Origin of the sequence: Bacteroides timonensis (assembly GCF_000513195.1) — a bacterium.
GTDB lineage: Bacteria > Bacteroidota > Bacteroidia > Bacteroidales > Bacteroidaceae > Bacteroides > Bacteroides timonensis.
On record NZ_CBVI010000140.1, the window covers coordinates 1 to 17,072 of the forward strand.

Sequence of the window (17,072 nt, forward strand, 5' to 3'; positions counted from 1 at the left end):
ACTAAAGACAGTGACAGGAGTAGGGGGATAGAGATATCCGGATATCAGACTCCCCTTAGATATCCTCAGTGTACAACTGACTGCCCGAACGAAATTTGCTTTTCATGAAACGTACCAGTGATGCCGGATGATGGATACTCTTAAAGCCTATGAGGTTTACACCTATGAATGGGCTATGAATAATGCTGCAGTAAGTGGACTGTTGATAGGAGAATGATTTAAAAAGCCCTGAAGTGCGAAACTTCAGGGCTTTTGTATTATTGTCAATCGATGAAAAATCAACTGAATTATATTTTGGAACTGTGCAGTTTTTTATAGAGTTCTACACGTTCGGCTATTTCAGCTTGAGATAGATTGGCCGGAAGCTCAATTGTTGTTCGTGGAGTAATTGCTACAAGAATAACTTCTCCAACTTTTTTCTTATGCTCTTTAAGAGCGTTTTCTGCTAACTGACTGGTCTCTGGTCGGACAATACTCTTTTTCATCATATTGAATTGTTTTTAAGTTTTCATTTTCGCTGGGGCTAATTGGCAGGTTGCTAAAAGAAACTCATTGTTCAATGTAGTTATCACTTCTTTTACGCTGCGTATTTTTTCAGAGAGAAAAGCATTACTGCCTGCAAATGCATATCCTCTTTTCATATTTCCTTTGGCCGCATTATACAGTGCTTTGATGATGCAGTAAGGACTCTTCTGATAGTCACACGTCTTGATGCAATGGAATGAGCAACATTTGGGCTTTTCCTGTCCTTTCTCTACATTACGGATAAATTCCCCATCAATGGCTCGTCCGGGCATTCCTACGGGACTTTCGATAATGAGAACGTCTTCGGGCTTAGAGTGGATATAAACCTCTTTGAAGGTTTGTGAAGCATCGCACTCTTGGGTTGTTACAAAAATGCTTCCCATTTGTACGGCCGAAGCTCCCAATTGCATGAATCGTGCAATATCTTCGCCTGTAGAGATTCCACCTGCGGCAATTACAGGAATATCTTTCCTTTCCTTATAGCTCATTGCAATTGCTACAACTTCGGGTATCAAGGATTCCAAAGCATATCTCTCATCTTGTATCTGTTCTTTCTTAAAGCCCAAATGTCCTCCGGCTTTAGGGCCTTCTACTACTATGGCATCGGGTAAATAATCAAAGTTCTTCTGCCATTTGTCGCATATAATCTTGGCCGCTCTTGAAGAAGATACAATGGGTACCAATTTCGTTTTGCTTTCCGGTGTCAGGTATAGGGGTAAGTCGAGCGGAAGTCCTGCACCGGCAAAGACTACGTCGATTTTTTCGCTTATGGCAGTGCGTACCATCTCTGCATAATTAGAGAGGGCCACCATGATATTCACTCCGATGATTCCTTTGCTCTTTTGGCGGGCTTTTCTAATTTCTTCTTTGAGTCCGCAAATGCACTTTTCGGTATAGTCGCCTTTGCCTTTAGGGTACAGCAGGCCTAAACCTGCACATGAAATAACACCAATGCCGCCTTCGTTAGCTACTGCTGATGCTAAGCCGGACAATGAAATTCCGACTCCCATTCCACCTTGTATGATTGGTGTTTTTATTTCTATATTTCCAATAAAAAATGGCTTCATAAAACTGATATTGTAATAAGACTGTAAGCGGATAAATATACTTCCGGGTATTCTATTCGTTTAGCGATGTTCTTTTCTTTGTATTGCTATTTGGGTTGAAAAAAGCAAGAGCAGAAGATCAGATCTCCTGTTCTTGTTGTAGGGTAGACATTAATAACGTCTGGAGTTATAGCCGTTGTTGCGGGGTCTTTCTTCACGGGGACGTGCAACGCTTACTGAGATAGTTTTCTGATCGTATTCTGCTCCGTTAAGTTCGCCAATTGCCTTTTGGCCATCTGTATCGTTTGTCATTTCGACGAAACCAAATCCTCTGGATCTTCCTGATTCTCTGTCCATGATAACTTTAGCTGAAGAGGTCTCTCCATACGCTGAGAATAATTCGTTCAAGTCAGCATCATTTGTGCCATAGCTTAAACCTGAAATGTAAATGTTCATTTGAAATTTTGATTAAATAAATATTAAGTAAGAGTGAGGGGATAATTAAAGGAGAGGTCTGCTTAATAAGATATAAAAAGGAGAACTATACGATAACGATTCGTAACTCAAACCGCGACAAAGGTAATACAATAGTTGGGAATGGCAACTTCTTATTCATAATTTATTAATAAAAAAGCGATAATTGTTGTTTATTAGCATTAGAGGGCTTAAAACTCTATCTTATATAGGACATGGTGGAGCAGAGGGTGTCCGGATTCCACGAGCGGGTGATCGAATTCTTTAGTTTTTACCATACCTATCTTCTGCATCACACGCTCCGAACGTTTGTTAGGAAGCGAGGTGAAAGAATATAATTCTTTGAGTTTCAATACGGTCTTTGCATACTCCAGACAGGCTAAAGCGGCTTCAGTTGCATATCCCTTGTTCCAGACTTCGGGAATCAGTCGCCAGCCTATTTCTATGGCAGGAGCAAAATCTACATCGAATGTAACTGCATGCAGTCCTACGTAGCCGATAAAAGAATGATCTTCTTTCTTTTCTACTGCGTATAGCCCGTATCCTTTGGCTGCGAATTCTTGTTGGATGCGGTTGTAGAAATCAAGAGTTTCCTGATAAGATAGCTTTTTGAGAAAGAATTCCATTGCCTGATCGTTGCTGTTTAATCCAGCAAAGACGGGGATGTCTTCTTCTCTCCAATCACGTAGGATCAGGCGCGGGGTTTCCATGTATGTATTCATCTTGTTCTTAATTTATTCGATTTATTTTTTCCGCTTTTACGGTTCATATATTCACGTAGTAGATTGGATAAATAATGCTTTCCGTATGAAGCAAAACGGGCAATACGCAAGCTGATATTAAGGGAATCAGTGTAGCGCGACTGATAAGAAGGGAGGCACCTGCAAAAACAAATGCGGCGCATAGATTAACTACATAGGGCAGGGGTGAATAACGGACAATACAGATACCGGCTACTGCCCCAAGAGTCATAAGCAGGATGATTTGCCAACGTTTTACATTCCATACCCGCTTATCGATAATCAACAGGCCGATGATCAGTGCTGTCATTTCCGGAAACAGAATCTCCTTTTCGTTGGTCCATTCGGCTAAACCTACCATTATTAGGATCATCATCAGCGATATCAGATATCTTGTCAGTTTTCTGTGTTCCATTATATAATTTTGAATTTTGGGCACAAAGTTAAGTGAAACTGTCGTATTATGAAACTTCTTGGCTATCTTTGCACGCTGAAAACCTTGAGTGGCTTTCTTTATAAAAGAAGTTCTGTATGCAAAATTTAGTAAAGAAGGAGTATAAGATTCCTTTTATTCTGGTAACTTCCCTATTCTTCTTGTGGGGATTTGCACATGCTATATTAGATGTGCTGAACAAACACTTTCAAGATGTGCTGATTATTACACGTGCCCATTCGGCATGGGTACAGGTTATGTTTTACCTGGGTTATTTCGTGATGGCTATTCCTGCCGGATTGTTTATCAATAAGTACGGTTACCGAAAAGGAGTGGTTTTCGGTCTGTTGCTTTATGGCATAGGTTCCCTGCTATTTATTCCTGGGGAATATTGGATGTCTTTCAATTTTTTTCTGTTCTCCCTGTTTGTTATAGCCTGTGGCTTGGTTTTTCTGGAAACAGCGGCTAATCCTTACATGACGGAATTAGGCGACCGGGAAACGGCTGCCAGTCGCCTGAATCTGGCGCAGTCATTCAATGGATTGGGCTGTATTTGCGGTCCGCTTATCGGTGGATTGTTATTGTTCTCGGAAGGGGGCGAAAGCAATATATCATTGCCTTACACACTGATGGGGATCATTGTATTGGGAGTTGCTCTAGTATTCTATAAGATACGCCTGCCGGAGATTGTTCATGAAGCAGATGAAGAAGAAGTCGGAGAAAACGGTGCACGCGGGCTTTGGTCGCACAAGCTGTTTATCTTCGGTATTATCAGCCTGTTTTGCTACGAGATTGCAGAAATATCAATCAACAGCTTCTTTATTAATTATGTGGTGGATGACGGCTGGATGAATGCCCGCGATGCATCTGTAGTACTTTCGTTCGGTGGTCTGGGACTGTTTATGTGCGGACGTTTTGCCGGTAGCTGGATTATGCGCTATATCCGGGCAGAAAAAGTGTTGTTCGTTTGTGCGATAGGAACGGTGATCAGTACGTCTTTGGTAGTTCTTGATCTGGGCATTTTGTCGTTGATAGCCCTGTTTCTGGGATATGCGTTCGAAGCTATTATGTTCCCCACGATTTTCGCTCTTTCATTGAGGGGATTGGGTAACTATACGAAGCGTGCGTCTTCTTATCTGATGATGTCCCCCATCGGAGGAGCGGTAGGACCGCTCATGATGGGGTATGTGGCTGATCAGACCAATATGTCTTTCTCTTTCATCGTTCCGTTGCTTTCGTTTATCGTGGTGTTGCTTTATGCCTGGAAAGTAAAGCAACGTTCGTTTTGCTAATATCCGAACTTTTCCGTAGCCTTTTCCATCTGTTCGATGATGGCTACTCCAAAGGGACAGTTCGTTTCACATTGTCCGCACTGAATGCATTCCGAGGCATGATGCGAGAGCGTCTTGTAGTGTTCGCGTACTGTCTCGGGTATTTCATTCTGGGCAATGGTTAGGTTATAGTACTTATTTACACTCGCTATATCAATTCCTACCGAGCAAGGGGCGCAATGTCCGCAATACATGCAATGCCCCTGCCAGCTGAACTTTTCCATACCTGCCATAATTGGGGTGTAATCTTTTTCTTCTTTAGTAGCATTACACCAGTTGATTGCAGCTTGCATCTCATCGCAACTTTTGCAACCGACCATTACGGAAGCAACAGCCGGACGGGTTAGCGCATACTCAATGCACTGCACCGGTGTCATAGCTTTGCCAAAGGGAGAGTTCGTTTCGCTCAGTAAGTCTCCGCCGCCATAGGCTTTCATTACATCCAGACCTATACCTTTCTGCTCACAAAGTTCATAAAGCTTTTCACGTTCCGGATCTATATTTTCAAGGGAATGGGCATAACTTTCATCAGCCCATAAATCATCTACATTTTCGCTGGGCGGCTGCAAATCGTAACAGGGATTGATGGAGAACATCAATACTTCAATCAATCCACTTTCTACAGCCAATTTTGCCACAGTAGGGTTGTGGCTGCTTAGTCCGATATGGCGAATTTTACCTTCTTCTTTCAGACGCAGGGCCAACCGAATGATAGGACCATTGAATACTTCATGGAAATCTTCTTCACTATCTACATAGTGAATCATACCAATATCAAGGTAATCCGTATGAAGACGTGTCAACTGGTCTTCAAAGGAAGCGATTGTTTTTTCTACATCACGGGTACGCAGGTACTGATCGTTTTCCCAGGTAGCACATAGATGTCCTTGGATAATAAACTGCTGCCGGCGCCCTGCTAATGCTTTGCCGATATTACTGCGCAGATCAGGGTTTGAGGCATACATATCAATAAAGTTGATTCCTTTACTGATGGCGAAATCCATTTCCAAATGTATCTGTTCTTCCGTTTTTTCCACGAAACCTTCACAGCCCAGTGCGATGACACTAACTGATAGGCCTGTATTTCCTAATATTCTGTATTCCATGATATTTCAAATTTTTAGTATGTTTTTGCGAAGTTACTAATATTAAAGAAAACGTTCCCGTTTTATTCCGAATAAATTAGCACTGAAATAGTCGGGATGGATATATGAAAGCTTGGGACAATTGAGATGAAGACTATTTATTTTATAATTATCCGGAAAAACGGAAACGCTTATGATGATATGGTTTTATGAAGGTCCCTTCTTATATTTTCGACTTATCAACATTACTCCCAGCAATATAATTACCAGACCGGATACTTGGATCAGCGTAACATGTTCATGTCCCAGTACTACACCTAAAAGAACTGCAATGAATGGATTGACATACGCATGCGTTCCAACTTCTGTGGCCGGGCGGACTTTCAGTAGCCAAACATACGCCGAGTAAGCCAGTAGAGAACCGAAAACAATTAGATATGCCAATGAGAGCCAGCTTGTGATTGAAATCTCCTTCAAGTCAATCCCTCGAATATCTCCGCTTACAATAGAACATATCCAAAACATGCCGCTGGCGAAAAGCATTTGCCACGCAGACCCCGCAAAAGCATTTACTTTTTCTTCACGTGAAGAGCGATATTTAGCATACAGTGTGCCTAAAGCCCATGATATGCACCCGAAAACAAGAAGTAATATCCCTCGTTCACTTTGCGGGTGCAGTTTGGCAATGTTAAATTGTTCCATATAGAGCATGATGACTCCACTGAAACCTATTACACCTCCGATCATAATGAGTGGATTACGAAAATTACACTTCCACATCGGTACATCCAACAATAAAATCCAGAGTGCGGTAGAGGAAGCGATAATAGCTACAAGACTACTTGTCAGATAGCGTTGTGCCAGCATTACTACTGCCATATCTATAAATAACAGTACAATGCCACTGACGGCCGAATGTTTTATCAGGCTTCTTTTGAATATCTTTTCTCCACGGAAATGGCATATTCCTAACAGTATAAGACCGGCGGCAGTGAAACGCAAGGCGCCGAGCAAAAAAGGCGGCAAGTCTTTCAGGGCTACACCTATGAAGAAATAGGTGGAGCCCCAGACTACATAAATCAGAAAATAGGCGATGATAATGCCTGCTATATGACTCTGTTCCGGTCTTTCCATACTTATTTATAGTTATAGGAGATTTTAAGAAAGTTATCCGAAGGCATGTTTCAGCCTCTCCAAACCTTTAGCCAACTGTTGCCGTGGACAGGCAATATTGATACGGATAAAATTGTCTCCGTCTTTCCCGTACATCCTGCCTTCATTGACCCAGACCTTTTCTTTTTCCAGTAGAGCCGTCACGATTTCTTCTGATGACTTCTTCAACACCGAACAATCTACCCATACCAGATAAGTACCTTCTAATTTAAGTACGGGGAGATCCGGTAGATGTTCATTGAAATAGTTTCTCAGATACTGATAATTGGCAAATAGATAACTTTTTAGTTCTTCCAGCCATTCTTCCCCTTCATTATAGGCGGCTATCAATGCCTCCACACCGAATGGATTTACATCACAAACCTCATTGATATTAATTGCTTTATCTATTTTTCTGCGTATATCTGCATCAGCGGAAATGATGTTTGCAATCTGAAGTCCGGCCAGGTTAAAAGCTTTACTGGGTGATGTGCAAGTGACGGAGTGCATCCGGAACTTTTCAGAAAGAGATGCAAAAGGTGTATAAGTATATCCCGGAAAGACCAGTTCACAATGTATTTCATCTGATACCACCCATACATCATTTCGAAGGCAAATTTCACCAATACGTATTAATTCCTGTTTGCTCCAGGCTCTTCCGGCCGGATTGTGCGGATTACATAACAACAGTAATTTTACTTTTGGGTCTGCCGCTTTCTTCTCCAGATCGTCAAAATCAATCCGATAGGTGTTATCCTCATAGATCAATGGATTGGAAATCATCTCGCAACCATTATTACGGATGGAAGAGAAGAAGCAATTATACACCGGAGTCTGCACCAGGACTCTATCACCAGGATTCGTCAGGGCTTTTATGACTGCTGATAAAGCCGGTACTACTCCAGTTGTATAGATTATCCATTCTCTCTCTATTTTCCAATTATGACGTCTGTCGAACCAGTGGATTACCGCATGATAATAGCTGTCAGGCGCGCGGACATAACCGAAGATACCATGTTCTACTCGCTTTTTCAGCGCTTCTGTTACAGCTGGGGCTGTACGGAAATCCATATCGGCTACCCACATTGGCAATACGTCGGCATCATTGGCAGAATCCCATTTGTAGGAGTTCGTACCTCGGCGTGGAATGATTTCATCAAAATTGTATTTCATACCTAATCAGTCAAAACAGGTTTGGTTATCCCATAATTTTAATTCACAGTTGCCCGGTGCTTTTATATTCTCATCCAGGATTATAGCTCCGAAACTTTCGGCAGTGATACTTCCTGTACGTGGATTTTTTACACTGTGAACCGGACTATGGATAGTGGCCTGCACACTACTATATTCAAAAGCGAGGTCTGCATCTTCTGTCATCGTGCAGTTTTCCATAATCAGATCGTGGGCATAGCAAAGCGGCTGTGTACCTGAAATCTTGCAGTTCACTAGGCGTAGATTTCTGGAATGCCAGCCTAAATATTCCCCATTCAATACAGAGTCGTAAACCGTCACGTTTTCCGTATTCCAGAAAGCATCCTTTGAATTGATTACCGCATTACGGATTTCTACGTTTTTGCAGTATTGGAAAGAGTAGTTACCATTCATCTCAAAGTCATCAATCCTGATATTTTCACCGTGTACAAACAAGTAATCACCTTTGTCTACTTTTACATTTTTCAGCTCTACATTTCGGCAAAACCAGAGGGTTTCCAGTGCATAGGGCAGTTGTACGTTTTCCAGCCGGATACCATCCATTTCACGGAACATCTTTGGTGCTTCTACCAAAGTGTCTGTCATTTGCAGATTATTGGAATACCAGAGGGCGGCACGTGCTCCCTCCGTAAACAGGCAGTTTTTCACAACGAAACCATTGTTATGCCAGAAAGGATATTTTCCTTCGAAACGGCAATTTATAGCTTCGATATTACTACATTCTTTCAGGGCAGATTCACCGGTATGGATCGTTACGTTTTCCAGATGAAGATTGTGAGTGGCGAACAAAGGGCGTTCACCTTCGTAATGAGTGTCTTTAATTAGTTCCATTATTCAAGTTTTTTTGCTTGTTGTTTATTAAATGATTGATTACCTTTTTTCTATATTGCAAAAATACGGCAGAAATGAGAGACTCTTTGTAGACGGATTACGGACATAATAACCCGGATTACAGATTTTGTTTATTAGGTACAAAAGAGGCTGCATCGGAAGATAAATTCATGTTTCTCATTATCGTTCAGAACATGAAATTAACTCGGATGCAGCCTCGTACAATAACTGGTTTTATGAATTAACGAAACGATTTGCGGTAAATTTCCACGCAGTCTTTGTGCTTCAATTCGTAAGGGTTGGCAAGGAATAATCCGCCCATTGTTTCCTTGGCATTGGTGGCAAGGGTATCAAATTCATCGGGCGTAAATCCATAATCACTCATCTTCAGGTTTGCCACTCCACAAGCTTCCTGTAGTTTTATCAGCATGGTGATAAAGTCTTCCGGCTTGTCAGCTTCCGGCATACCCATTGCTTGTGCCATTTTGATGAATCGTTCATCACAGGCATGTTTCTCTATAAAGAATTCATAGAATGCTTTGGAGATCATAATCAATCCGGCACCATGTGGCAGATCCTGATGATAAGCGCTCATTGCATGTTCTAAAGAGTGTTCGGCAGTAGTGCTACAGAAGGTCATTACCGCACCGGACAGATTATTGGCGAATGCGACTCTTTCACGAGCCTCCATATCAGCTCCGTTGGCAACTGCACGCGGTAGATATTTAGCTACATTTTCAATAGCGGTCAATGCGTACATATCGCTCATCAGACTGGTAGTTTTAGAGATATAACATTCTGTAGAGTGGAACAACGCATCAAACCCCTGATAGGCCGTGAACTTAGGCGGAACAGATTTCATCAACTCCGGATCGACAATAGACAGTACCGGGAAGAGTTCATCATAACCGCCAAAGCCTATTTTCTCATTGGTTTCATCATTGGTGATAACGCCCCATTGATCTGCTTCGGAACCAGTTCCGGCAGTGGTTGTAATGCAAACCAGGGGTAGGGGCTTGTTTACCATTGTTTGTCCTTTTCCGGTTCCACCACTGATGTAATCCCATACATCGCCGGGATTCGTGGCCATAAACGCCATAGCTTTGGAGGCGTCCATTACGCTTCCACCACCCAAGGCAACTAAAAAGTCGCAATTATTTTCCTTGGCAAAAGCGGCTCCCGCCATTACGGTCGATTTTAACGGATTGGCTTCTACCTGGTCAAATACGGCAGTTTCAACACCTGCTTGCTGGAGTTCGCTTTCTACTGTATTTAGATATCCGTTATCCTTGGTAGAGCGACCGTTTGAAATAACAATCATTGCTTTCTTTCCGGGCAATTGCTGATTGTGAAGTTCCTTCACCATACCGGCACCAAACAAGGTGCGGGTAGGAATGTAAATTCTAAAATGACTCATTATTCTTCTTTTTTTTAATCCTATAAATTATTCTATTTCTTTTCCCATTTCATAAGCTTCCCGTAGGGCTGGTTTATCTTTTATTTCGCCCACATGCCAAACTCCGGTTCCATACACAACTCCTTTGATGGTTGGACTTTCCAGGCAATCCAGAAATCCCTGGAAAGTGTCCACGGTACGTTCCATCAGTTTCCGATCATCTTCGGCAGCGGTGACAATGAAATAAAATTCCTTATTTTTCATTTCCGTATAGAGGCCACAGCAACGATCTATCAACGTTTTCATTTGTGCACTCATCGTGTAGAAATAAACGGGTGTAGCCATAACTATTATATCGGCTGCCACCATCTTCTCTATAATCTCTGCCGCATCGTCTTTCTGCGGGCAAGGTTTTCCGTGCAGGCTACATGTACTGCATCCCGTGCAATAATGGATTGTCTTGTCGCGCAGGAAAACCTTTTCCGCTTCGTTACCACTTTCAATTGCTCCTCGCATAAATTCGTCGCAAAGGGTATCGGAGTTTCCGCCACGACGAGGGCTGGATGATAAAATCAATACTTTCTTAGTCATAATCATTTTATATTATAAAGTTAAAACCACTTCTTATTTCTTATGCAGCCATTTCCATCCTGATTTGCTTTTCGGATTGTGTAGCACGTATTCTTAATACAACGAATACAATGCTTAAAACAAGGAATATCAAAGAGCCGATGACGGAATAACGCGTATTGAAGAAGGTGATAAACAATCCGCAGACGGCTGCACCTACTGTAGTACCGAGATTGGCGGATAATAAATACAGTCCGTTGGCAAAATCCGGTGCTTCGGGAGCGGCATGCGTTATCATGTATTGCATGGTGTTCTGTCCGTATCCCGCCAGAATTCCCAGGATCAGAATGATAACTGCCATTGCCATAAGCCATTCCCCAAAAGCGAATACTCCTATATAAAAAGTCAGTAGTGCCAAAGGAATCATTATCATACTACGTACCGGATTGACCGCCAGTTGCTTTCCGGCTATTACATTTCCTATTATATTGGCCAGTCCATAAATCAGTAGCATTGTACTGATTACGGTGTACGAAACCCCGGTGATTGTCTTCAAGTAATCAGACATATAGCTGAAGAACCCGAATAAGGCTCCGTTAATCAGCGTGATAGCAAGAATGGAGTACCAGACCACTTTCTTTTTTAATACGCTGAGTTGTGTACCGTAGGACAGTTTCTCTTTGACCGGCATGGAAGGTACAAACAGGATTGTTGCAACCAGTACCAATGCATTTACAACGGTGAAGAATAACATTCCCATTGAATACGAAACTTCACTTGCAATGTAGCTTGTCACCGGTACCCCCAGCACCATACCTGCTGATACGCCGATGAATACTTTTGCTACCGCCTTTGGCGCTTTCTCTTTACTGACAGATGCTGCCGCTACCGTGAAAGCCATAGATACATATACCGGATGGAGGAATGCCGGAAGTGCACGGGATATCAACAATACCGTAAAATTAGTGGTCATCATGGAGATGATATTACTTAATGTAAATAATCCCAGTGCCAGTATCATCACCTTTTTCCGGTTGATACCCGAAAACAGTAAAGGGGTGATGGGAGCGGATATTGCTACTACCAGTGCAAATATGCTGACCGTCCAACCAGCTTCCGGAACAGTTACATGAAAGTTCTCGGCTATCAGGGGCAAAATTCCAATCACACCCATTTCGGTATTGATTATTCCGAATACACCGATTGTGAGGATGAATACAAGCAGGGTGCTTGAATTGAGTTTGAATTTATTCTTCATATATTTCTTTTTTGTACTGCAAAGGTCGGGGAAATGCAGTGATTCCTTTGTAGATAAATTACGGATTTCATAACCCCAATTACAGTTTCTAACAAATGCAAAGCGCCCCGTTGCATCTTTATGAGAATAAAGAATAACCTGTTCTTGCTATTTACCAATAGGCATCGTAAATGATGTTTTAGCTTCTTTTCCGTTTAATTAGTATATTCTTACTAAGAAAGCCGCTGAATGTGTCTATTTTTGTCCAAAACTAATACAATACATTTATGAAAAGACTTAGCTATCTCGTTTTGCTTTTCCTGTTATCTATCCCTGCATCGGCACAGAACCAGTTCAAACTAAACTCTATTCCTTTTCCTCTTTCCTGGCATAACACACCTAAATCTTTTCAGGTAACAGAGGATGGAAGCCTTATCATTACAGGAGGCAGAGGCTCTCGATTGTTCAATGATCCGCAGCGCATAAGTCCACCCACAGATACTGCCCCCATAGCACTCTTTAAGCCTGACGAACAGTTTGTTTTGAGTTGTAAGGTGAAAATAGATTTTGTTTCGAAGTTTGATGCCGGTGTGCTTATGGTATATGCCAATCCGGAACAATGGGCAAAACTTTGCTATGAATATAGTCCGCAAGGTGAACCGATGGTAGTATCGGTAGTGAATAATGTGGTGTCCGATGACTCTAACAATGCTACTCTCCAAAAAGATGAAGTGCATCTGCGTATTGCGGGGTATGGCGGTGGAGTTTATGCTTTTCAATATTCTGCTGACGGAAACTTATGGAACATGGCGCGTTATTTTTATCTGAATCCTCAGAATGATTTGAAAATAGGCTTCTTGTCCCAATCTCCGAATGGTGAGCAATGCAAAGCGACCTTTTCCGATATTCAGTATATCCCGAAGAAACTGGAAGAGTTGCGAGGGAATGATGAAATTATTAATAAACGCATTTCTACCATTCCGCACAATCTGATTATCCACAACCGCCCTGTTGATTATGAAGTAGAGAAAGACCGGATCAGCATAACTGCGGCAGGAAAGACGAATCTTTTCAACAACCCTTCCGGAAAGCCGAAAGTTACGAATGCTCCGCTTGTCCTGTTTGAGCCGGAAGCCGATTTTACAATGAGTGTACGGGTTACAGGCAAATTGAAGTCGGTTTATGATGTAGCTGCTCTTGTTATTTATCAGGATGATGATGTCTGGGCGAAGTTCTGTTATGAGAACTCGGTTAATCTTCAGCCGACAATTGTTTCCGTTGTCACCCGTACTTTCTCTGATGACTGCAACTCCATGCCGGCAGGCGATTACGCATATATGGCAGTAGTGAAGCGCGGTTCGGAATATTCATTCTTCTACTCCCCTGACAATAAAAACTGGTTGATGGTCAGAAATTTTAATCTCGAGACGAAGGGGAAGATTAAAGTAGGTTTCGCGGCGCACGGTTCTCGTGGCGACGGCTTTACGGGAATATTCAGCGAGATAAAATACCAGCCGAAAGCCTTGGACGATATGCGAATGTTGTCTTCGTTATAAGAGCTTGTCTCCTGAAACTTGTACCTTTATTACGGATATGATAACCCCAATTACAGATACCTGATTTCTCAATTGAAATAATTCTTATCTTTGTTGCGGTTCAAATACTTATGAATATGGATAGAGTTATAAAATTAGATAATGTAGATCACTATAACAGTCTCTACGGACTGGAAACCCTGCATCCTCTGGTGAGTGTGGTGGATCTTACCAAAGCAACCAAATCGGTCAATCATATCCAAATGACTTATGGTCTCTATGCACTCTTTCTGAAAGGAGCTAAGAACTGTGATATCAGGTATGGTCGCCAGCATTATGACTATCAGGAAGGAACCATCGTTTGCTTTGCTCCCGGTCAGACTACCGGAGTAGAGATGCTGAATGATGTAGTGCAGCAAGAAGTGTACGGTGTCCTCTTTCATCCTGACCTGATTCGCGGAACCTCCCTCGGAAAGACAATAAAGGATTATACTTTCTTCTCTTATTCAGTAAGCGAGGCTTTGCACCTGTCCGATCAGGAAAAAGAAACTGTGATGGATTGCCTGAAAAAAATCAGCATCGAGCTGGAGCATCCTATCGATAAGCATAGTAAAGCATTGATTGCTATGAATATCGAGCTCCTGCTCAATTACTGTATGCGGTTCTATGAACGCCAGTTCATCACCCGGAGCGGCGTCAATAAAGACTCTCTTACCAAGTTTGAACAACTTCTGGATGAATATTTCAGAAGCAATCTTCCTGTGCAGGATGGCTTGCCGTCCGTGAAATACTTTGCGGATAAAATCTATCTCTCGCCCAATTATTTCGGTGATATGATTAAGAAAGAAACAGGTATGACGCCTCAGGAACATATTCAGATGAAAGTGATCGAACTGGCTAAAGAACATATCGTTGAAACGGACGAGACAATCAGCGAGATTGCTTACGCCTTGGGGTTTCAATATCCGCAACACCTCAGCCGCCTGTTCAAAAAACGTGTCGGCTGTACGCCCAATGAATATAGACTGCAAAATGTACAGTTTTGAAAAAAGATATATTGAACATAGAGACCGTACACCAGTGCAATTGCTGTTTGGGAAATAAGACCTTACATCCGTTGGTGAGCGCCATTGACTTATCTAAAGCCAATGTGATGCAGCGTACTATCAAGTTCGATTTCTACACCATCTTACTGTTGGAATGCGAATGTGAGGATTTCATCTACGGGCGTAAGTATTACGACTATTCCAACGCAACAATGATTTTCCTGACTCCGGGACAATCCATCAATATCAACGAAGGAAAGGCATTTCCCCGAAAGGGCTGGTTGCTGGCTTTTCATCCCGACTTGCTTTGCAGCACTTCATTGGGGCGGAACATTAAGAATTACTCTTTCTTTTCTTATCATTTGAATGAAGCGTTGCACCTTTCCTTGCGCGAAAAGGACAAGGCCATCGAATGTTTCTGCAATATTGAGAAGGAATTGCAACATGCAATAGACTGTCATAGCAAGACCTTGATTTCAAGATATATAGAACTTCTGTTGGATTATTGTTCCCGTTTCTATGACCGTCAGTTTATCACTCGGAATGAAGTCAATAAGGCGATATTGAACAAGATGGATATTGCGTTGGATGACTATATCCAGTCCGGACAATTGAAAAACGGTGTATTACCCTCTGCTAAATACTGCGCAGATATACTCCATTTATCTCCCCGTTATTTCAGTGATTTATTGAAGTTTGAAACGGGGAAGAATCTGGATGAATACTTCCAGTTGAAAAGGCTGGAAGTCGCTAAGGAGATGCTATTAGGAAAAGGTTATACGGTAAGTTCGGTTGCTGAAAAATTGGGCTATCCAAGCGTACAATATTTCAGCAAGCTGTTTAGAAAACTGGTAGGGGTAGCTCCTAATGAATACAGGCTTTCACAGAGCTGAGTACTTTGGATGTGTGTATGCGGCATCCATCAGCCTTACCTTTTGAAAAGCTGTATTATTCTATCTTATAAAGAATTTTATCTTTATCAAATGAGTAATAATTAAAGTTATACTTCAGGATAGTGATATTTGGTGTTATTTTCAAAACTTCAGCGCCATCATGGATAATCTTTACAAAATCGCTCATTAATATTCGAGGCTTATAGAAATCAATGTATAAAAGAGCATAATTATAATTGTATTTGTCTGATTTGGCCAAGGAAAGATATTGCATATTTATCTTAGCCATATATTCAAACTGCATGTTTATTTCATCCACAACAGCTTTCTCTGTAGTATTATACTTTTCTGCATTTGCCTTGATTCTATTGAATAAATCAGTGTCCTTTAATTCCTTGGCGTATCCAATTAGTCCGTCATTACTTATATAGCTAACCATATAATCGCCTTCAAAAGTATATGTATAACCATTAGTGTTATCCACTAACTTGTTATCTGTTATTTTTTTATGAATGACACTTTCAATGAACGATTTGTTGAGTAACCGCTTTGAAATGCCTTCATTAAGATTTTTCTCTCTATCGGACGTATTATAGGCTTTATTATAATCATAATTGTTATTCATTAAAATTTTCTCAATTTCAGTCAATGGTAAACTTGTATCCTTATAAGAAGTTGTTATAACACAAATTATATCCATAGAAAGGATTTTAAAGCAAATTGTTGTTTTATAATCCTTGGTAAACCATGTATAATATAATAGTGGAGAATAACCAAGCTCTTCACAAATATTATCAATGCTTTTATTCTTCACGTCTATGTTCGACTTTATGAAGTTCTCATTCTGTGTGTTGGGGACATAGACAATATATTCTGTTGCAATAGAACAAATATTGATCGACAGAATGAGTAGGAAAAATAAGAATATTCTTTTCATGTTTATTGGAATTTTATAGTGATTTAGATGTGATTGTATTTTTCAAAAGTTCATCTGACTTACTCGTTAAAATAGTTATCATTGGCAATCTTATTTTTGTAGGAAGAATATGCCTCTGACATACTTTTTTTGAATTCCACTAATAGCTTTTTTGCTCTCTTAGCTTTTGTCTCAATTATCCATACTTTCCCATTAGTACGTTGGATGACAATCCTTTTTATCGGTTTTGATGTCAGAACCTCATAGTTCGGATAAATCAAAACATTAGTTTTGTATACATTCACCACCCTATAATTTACAACGGTATTACTATAAGATTTGTCTACTTCTTGAACCAACAGAACTTCTCGCGTATCATCTATAAACTCAATAGACACTTTATGATCTTTTTCGATGTCCAGATATGTATCGCTTGTGTTCATGGATATAACTAACCCATATACACCTTCTCCATTTTTCTCGCTATAATTTATAGTTCCGGTGGGTTCCCATAAAATCCCAACCAAACTATTGTCTTGCAATGATAGTGCTTTGTTGGCCATTCCAAATTGTGCCTGAATATGTAATGCAACAATAAGCATTACCAGTGTAAGTAAGTATCTTCTCATGTCTTATTAATTTAATTAGGG

Annotated in this window: 17 protein-coding genes and 1 pseudogene; 4 read left to right on the forward strand and 14 right to left on the reverse strand. The window is 41.1% G+C overall.

Annotated features, from left to right (window positions below; genetic code table 11):
* Positions 1–287: 287 nt before the first annotated feature.
* The 5 genes and pseudogenes from BN161_RS24340 to BN161_RS24360 all read right to left on the reverse strand — a co-directional run.
* A complete protein-coding gene (locus BN161_RS24340) occupies positions 288–488 on the reverse strand; it encodes a hypothetical protein (RefSeq protein WP_007209895.1) in 201 nt (66 codons plus the stop codon).
* Between the two features lie 12 nt (positions 489–500).
* Positions 501–1,592, reverse strand: coding sequence for an NAD(P)H-dependent flavin oxidoreductase (locus BN161_RS24345; protein ID WP_044271203.1), 1,092 nt, complete (start codon positions 1,590–1,592; stop codon positions 501–503).
* A gap of 150 nt (positions 1,593–1,742) precedes the next feature.
* Positions 1,743–2,027, reverse strand: coding sequence for an RNA recognition motif domain-containing protein (locus tag BN161_RS24350; RefSeq protein WP_044271205.1), 285 nt, complete (start codon positions 2,025–2,027; stop codon positions 1,743–1,745).
* 209 nt (positions 2,028–2,236) lie between these two features.
* Complete coding sequence (locus tag BN161_RS24355) at positions 2,237–2,767, reverse strand: GNAT family N-acetyltransferase (protein ID WP_044271207.1); 531 nt, start codon at positions 2,765–2,767, stop codon at positions 2,237–2,239.
* 64 nt (positions 2,768–2,831) lie between these two features.
* Positions 2,832–3,200, reverse strand: a pseudogene (locus BN161_RS24360) (HPP family protein); the annotation flags it as partial.
* Between the two features lie 116 nt (positions 3,201–3,316).
* Here BN161_RS24360 and BN161_RS24365 point away from each other — a divergent pair.
* The gene (locus BN161_RS24365) at positions 3,317–4,510 is read left to right on the forward strand and encodes a sugar MFS transporter (RefSeq protein ID WP_044271210.1); all 1,194 of its coding nucleotides are present in this window, start codon (positions 3,317–3,319) and stop codon (positions 4,508–4,510) included.
* Here the strand turns inward: BN161_RS24365 and BN161_RS24370 are convergent.
* The 7 genes from BN161_RS24370 to BN161_RS24400 all read right to left on the reverse strand — a co-directional run bounded on the left by BN161_RS24370 (position 4,507) and on the right by BN161_RS24400 (position 12,053).
* Positions 4,507–5,655, reverse strand: coding sequence for an aldo/keto reductase (locus BN161_RS24370; protein ID WP_044271212.1), 1,149 nt, complete (start codon positions 5,653–5,655; stop codon positions 4,507–4,509). The two genes, BN161_RS24365 and BN161_RS24370, sit on opposite strands and share 4 nt — an antisense overlap.
* A gap of 186 nt (positions 5,656–5,841) precedes the next feature.
* A complete protein-coding gene (locus BN161_RS24375) occupies positions 5,842–6,768 on the reverse strand; it encodes an EamA family transporter (protein ID WP_044271214.1) in 927 nt (308 codons plus the stop codon).
* A 33-nt stretch (positions 6,769–6,801) separates the two neighbouring features.
* A complete protein-coding gene (locus BN161_RS24380) occupies positions 6,802–7,959 on the reverse strand; it encodes a MalY/PatB family protein (RefSeq protein WP_044271217.1) in 1,158 nt (385 codons plus the stop codon).
* Between the two features lie 6 nt (positions 7,960–7,965).
* Positions 7,966–8,829 (reverse strand): DUF3737 family protein, encoded by an 864-nt coding sequence (locus BN161_RS24385; RefSeq protein ID WP_044271219.1) that lies wholly within the window; start codon positions 8,827–8,829, stop codon positions 7,966–7,968.
* A gap of 241 nt (positions 8,830–9,070) precedes the next feature.
* The gene (locus tag BN161_RS24390; RefSeq protein WP_044271221.1) at positions 9,071–10,246 is read right to left on the reverse strand and encodes an iron-containing alcohol dehydrogenase; all 1,176 of its coding nucleotides are present in this window, start codon (positions 10,244–10,246) and stop codon (positions 9,071–9,073) included.
* 27 nt (positions 10,247–10,273) lie between these two features.
* Positions 10,274–10,816 (reverse strand): flavodoxin family protein, encoded by a 543-nt coding sequence (locus tag BN161_RS24395; protein ID WP_044271233.1) that lies wholly within the window; start codon positions 10,814–10,816, stop codon positions 10,274–10,276.
* 40 nt (positions 10,817–10,856) lie between these two features.
* On the reverse strand, positions 10,857–12,053 hold the full coding sequence (locus BN161_RS24400) for an MFS transporter (protein WP_044271223.1): 1,197 nt from the start codon (positions 12,051–12,053) through the stop codon (positions 10,857–10,859).
* A gap of 266 nt (positions 12,054–12,319) precedes the next feature.
* On the opposite strand from BN161_RS24400, the gene BN161_RS28335 reads away from it, so the two are divergent.
* The 3 genes from BN161_RS28335 (at position 12,320) to BN161_RS24415 (ending at position 15,506) form a co-directional block, all read left to right on the forward strand.
* Positions 12,320–13,588: a DUF1349 domain-containing protein gene (locus BN161_RS28335; protein ID WP_081743784.1), complete on the forward strand. Its 1,269-nt coding sequence runs from the start codon at positions 12,320–12,322 to the stop codon at positions 13,586–13,588.
* Between the two features lie 116 nt (positions 13,589–13,704).
* Positions 13,705–14,613, forward strand: coding sequence for a helix-turn-helix domain-containing protein (locus BN161_RS24410; RefSeq protein ID WP_044271237.1), 909 nt, complete (start codon positions 13,705–13,707; stop codon positions 14,611–14,613).
* The gene (locus tag BN161_RS24415) at positions 14,610–15,506 is read left to right on the forward strand and encodes a helix-turn-helix domain-containing protein (RefSeq protein ID WP_044271226.1); all 897 of its coding nucleotides are present in this window, start codon (positions 14,610–14,612) and stop codon (positions 15,504–15,506) included. The genes BN161_RS24410 and BN161_RS24415 overlap by 4 nt, the downstream gene beginning before the upstream one ends.
* 55 nt (positions 15,507–15,561) lie before the next feature.
* Here the strand turns inward: BN161_RS24415 and BN161_RS24420 are convergent, their stop codons facing one another.
* Both BN161_RS24420 and BN161_RS24425 read right to left on the reverse strand, forming a co-directional pair.
* The gene (locus BN161_RS24420) at positions 15,562–16,320 is read right to left on the reverse strand and encodes a hypothetical protein (RefSeq protein WP_125910923.1); all 759 of its coding nucleotides are present in this window, start codon (positions 16,318–16,320) and stop codon (positions 15,562–15,564) included.
* A gap of 182 nt (positions 16,321–16,502) precedes the next feature.
* Complete coding sequence (locus BN161_RS24425) at positions 16,503–17,051, reverse strand: hypothetical protein (protein ID WP_044271230.1); 549 nt, start codon at positions 17,049–17,051, stop codon at positions 16,503–16,505.
* Between the last annotated feature and the right edge of the window lie 21 nt (positions 17,052–17,072).

Bases quoted from the DNA above. Each gene is read 5' to 3' on its own strand.
- BN161_RS24340 (WP_007209895.1), bottom strand. From the start codon at position 488: ATGATGAAAAAGAGTATTGTCCGACCAGAGACCAGTCAGTTAGCAGAA.
- BN161_RS24345 (WP_044271203.1), bottom strand. From the start codon at position 1,592: ATGAAGCCATTTTTTATTGGAAATATAGAAATAAAAACACCAATCATA.
- BN161_RS24350 (WP_044271205.1), bottom strand. From the start codon at position 2,027: ATGAACATTTACATTTCAGGTTTAAGCTATGGCACAAATGATGCTGAC.
- BN161_RS24355 (WP_044271207.1), bottom strand. From the start codon at position 2,767: ATGAATACATACATGGAAACCCCGCGCCTGATCCTACGTGATTGGAGA.
- BN161_RS24365 (WP_044271210.1), top strand. From the start codon at position 3,317: ATGCAAAATTTAGTAAAGAAGGAGTATAAGATTCCTTTTATTCTGGTA.
- BN161_RS24370 (WP_044271212.1), bottom strand. From the start codon at position 5,655: ATGGAATACAGAATATTAGGAAATACAGGCCTATCAGTTAGTGTCATC.
- BN161_RS24375 (WP_044271214.1), bottom strand. From the start codon at position 6,768: ATGGAAAGACCGGAACAGAGTCATATAGCAGGCATTATCATCGCCTAT.
- BN161_RS24380 (WP_044271217.1), bottom strand. From the start codon at position 7,959: ATGAAATACAATTTTGATGAAATCATTCCACGCCGAGGTACGAACTCC.
- BN161_RS24385 (WP_044271219.1), bottom strand. From the start codon at position 8,829: ATGGAACTAATTAAAGACACTCATTACGAAGGTGAACGCCCTTTGTTC.
- BN161_RS24390 (WP_044271221.1), bottom strand. From the start codon at position 10,246: ATGAGTCATTTTAGAATTTACATTCCTACCCGCACCTTGTTTGGTGCC.
- BN161_RS24395 (WP_044271233.1), bottom strand. From the start codon at position 10,816: ATGACTAAGAAAGTATTGATTTTATCATCCAGCCCTCGTCGTGGCGGA.
- BN161_RS24400 (WP_044271223.1), bottom strand. From the start codon at position 12,053: ATGAAGAATAAATTCAAACTCAATTCAAGCACCCTGCTTGTATTCATC.
- BN161_RS28335 (WP_081743784.1), top strand. From the start codon at position 12,320: ATGAAAAGACTTAGCTATCTCGTTTTGCTTTTCCTGTTATCTATCCCT.
- BN161_RS24410 (WP_044271237.1), top strand. From the start codon at position 13,705: ATGGATAGAGTTATAAAATTAGATAATGTAGATCACTATAACAGTCTC.
- BN161_RS24425 (WP_044271230.1), bottom strand. From the start codon at position 17,051: ATGAGAAGATACTTACTTACACTGGTAATGCTTATTGTTGCATTACAT.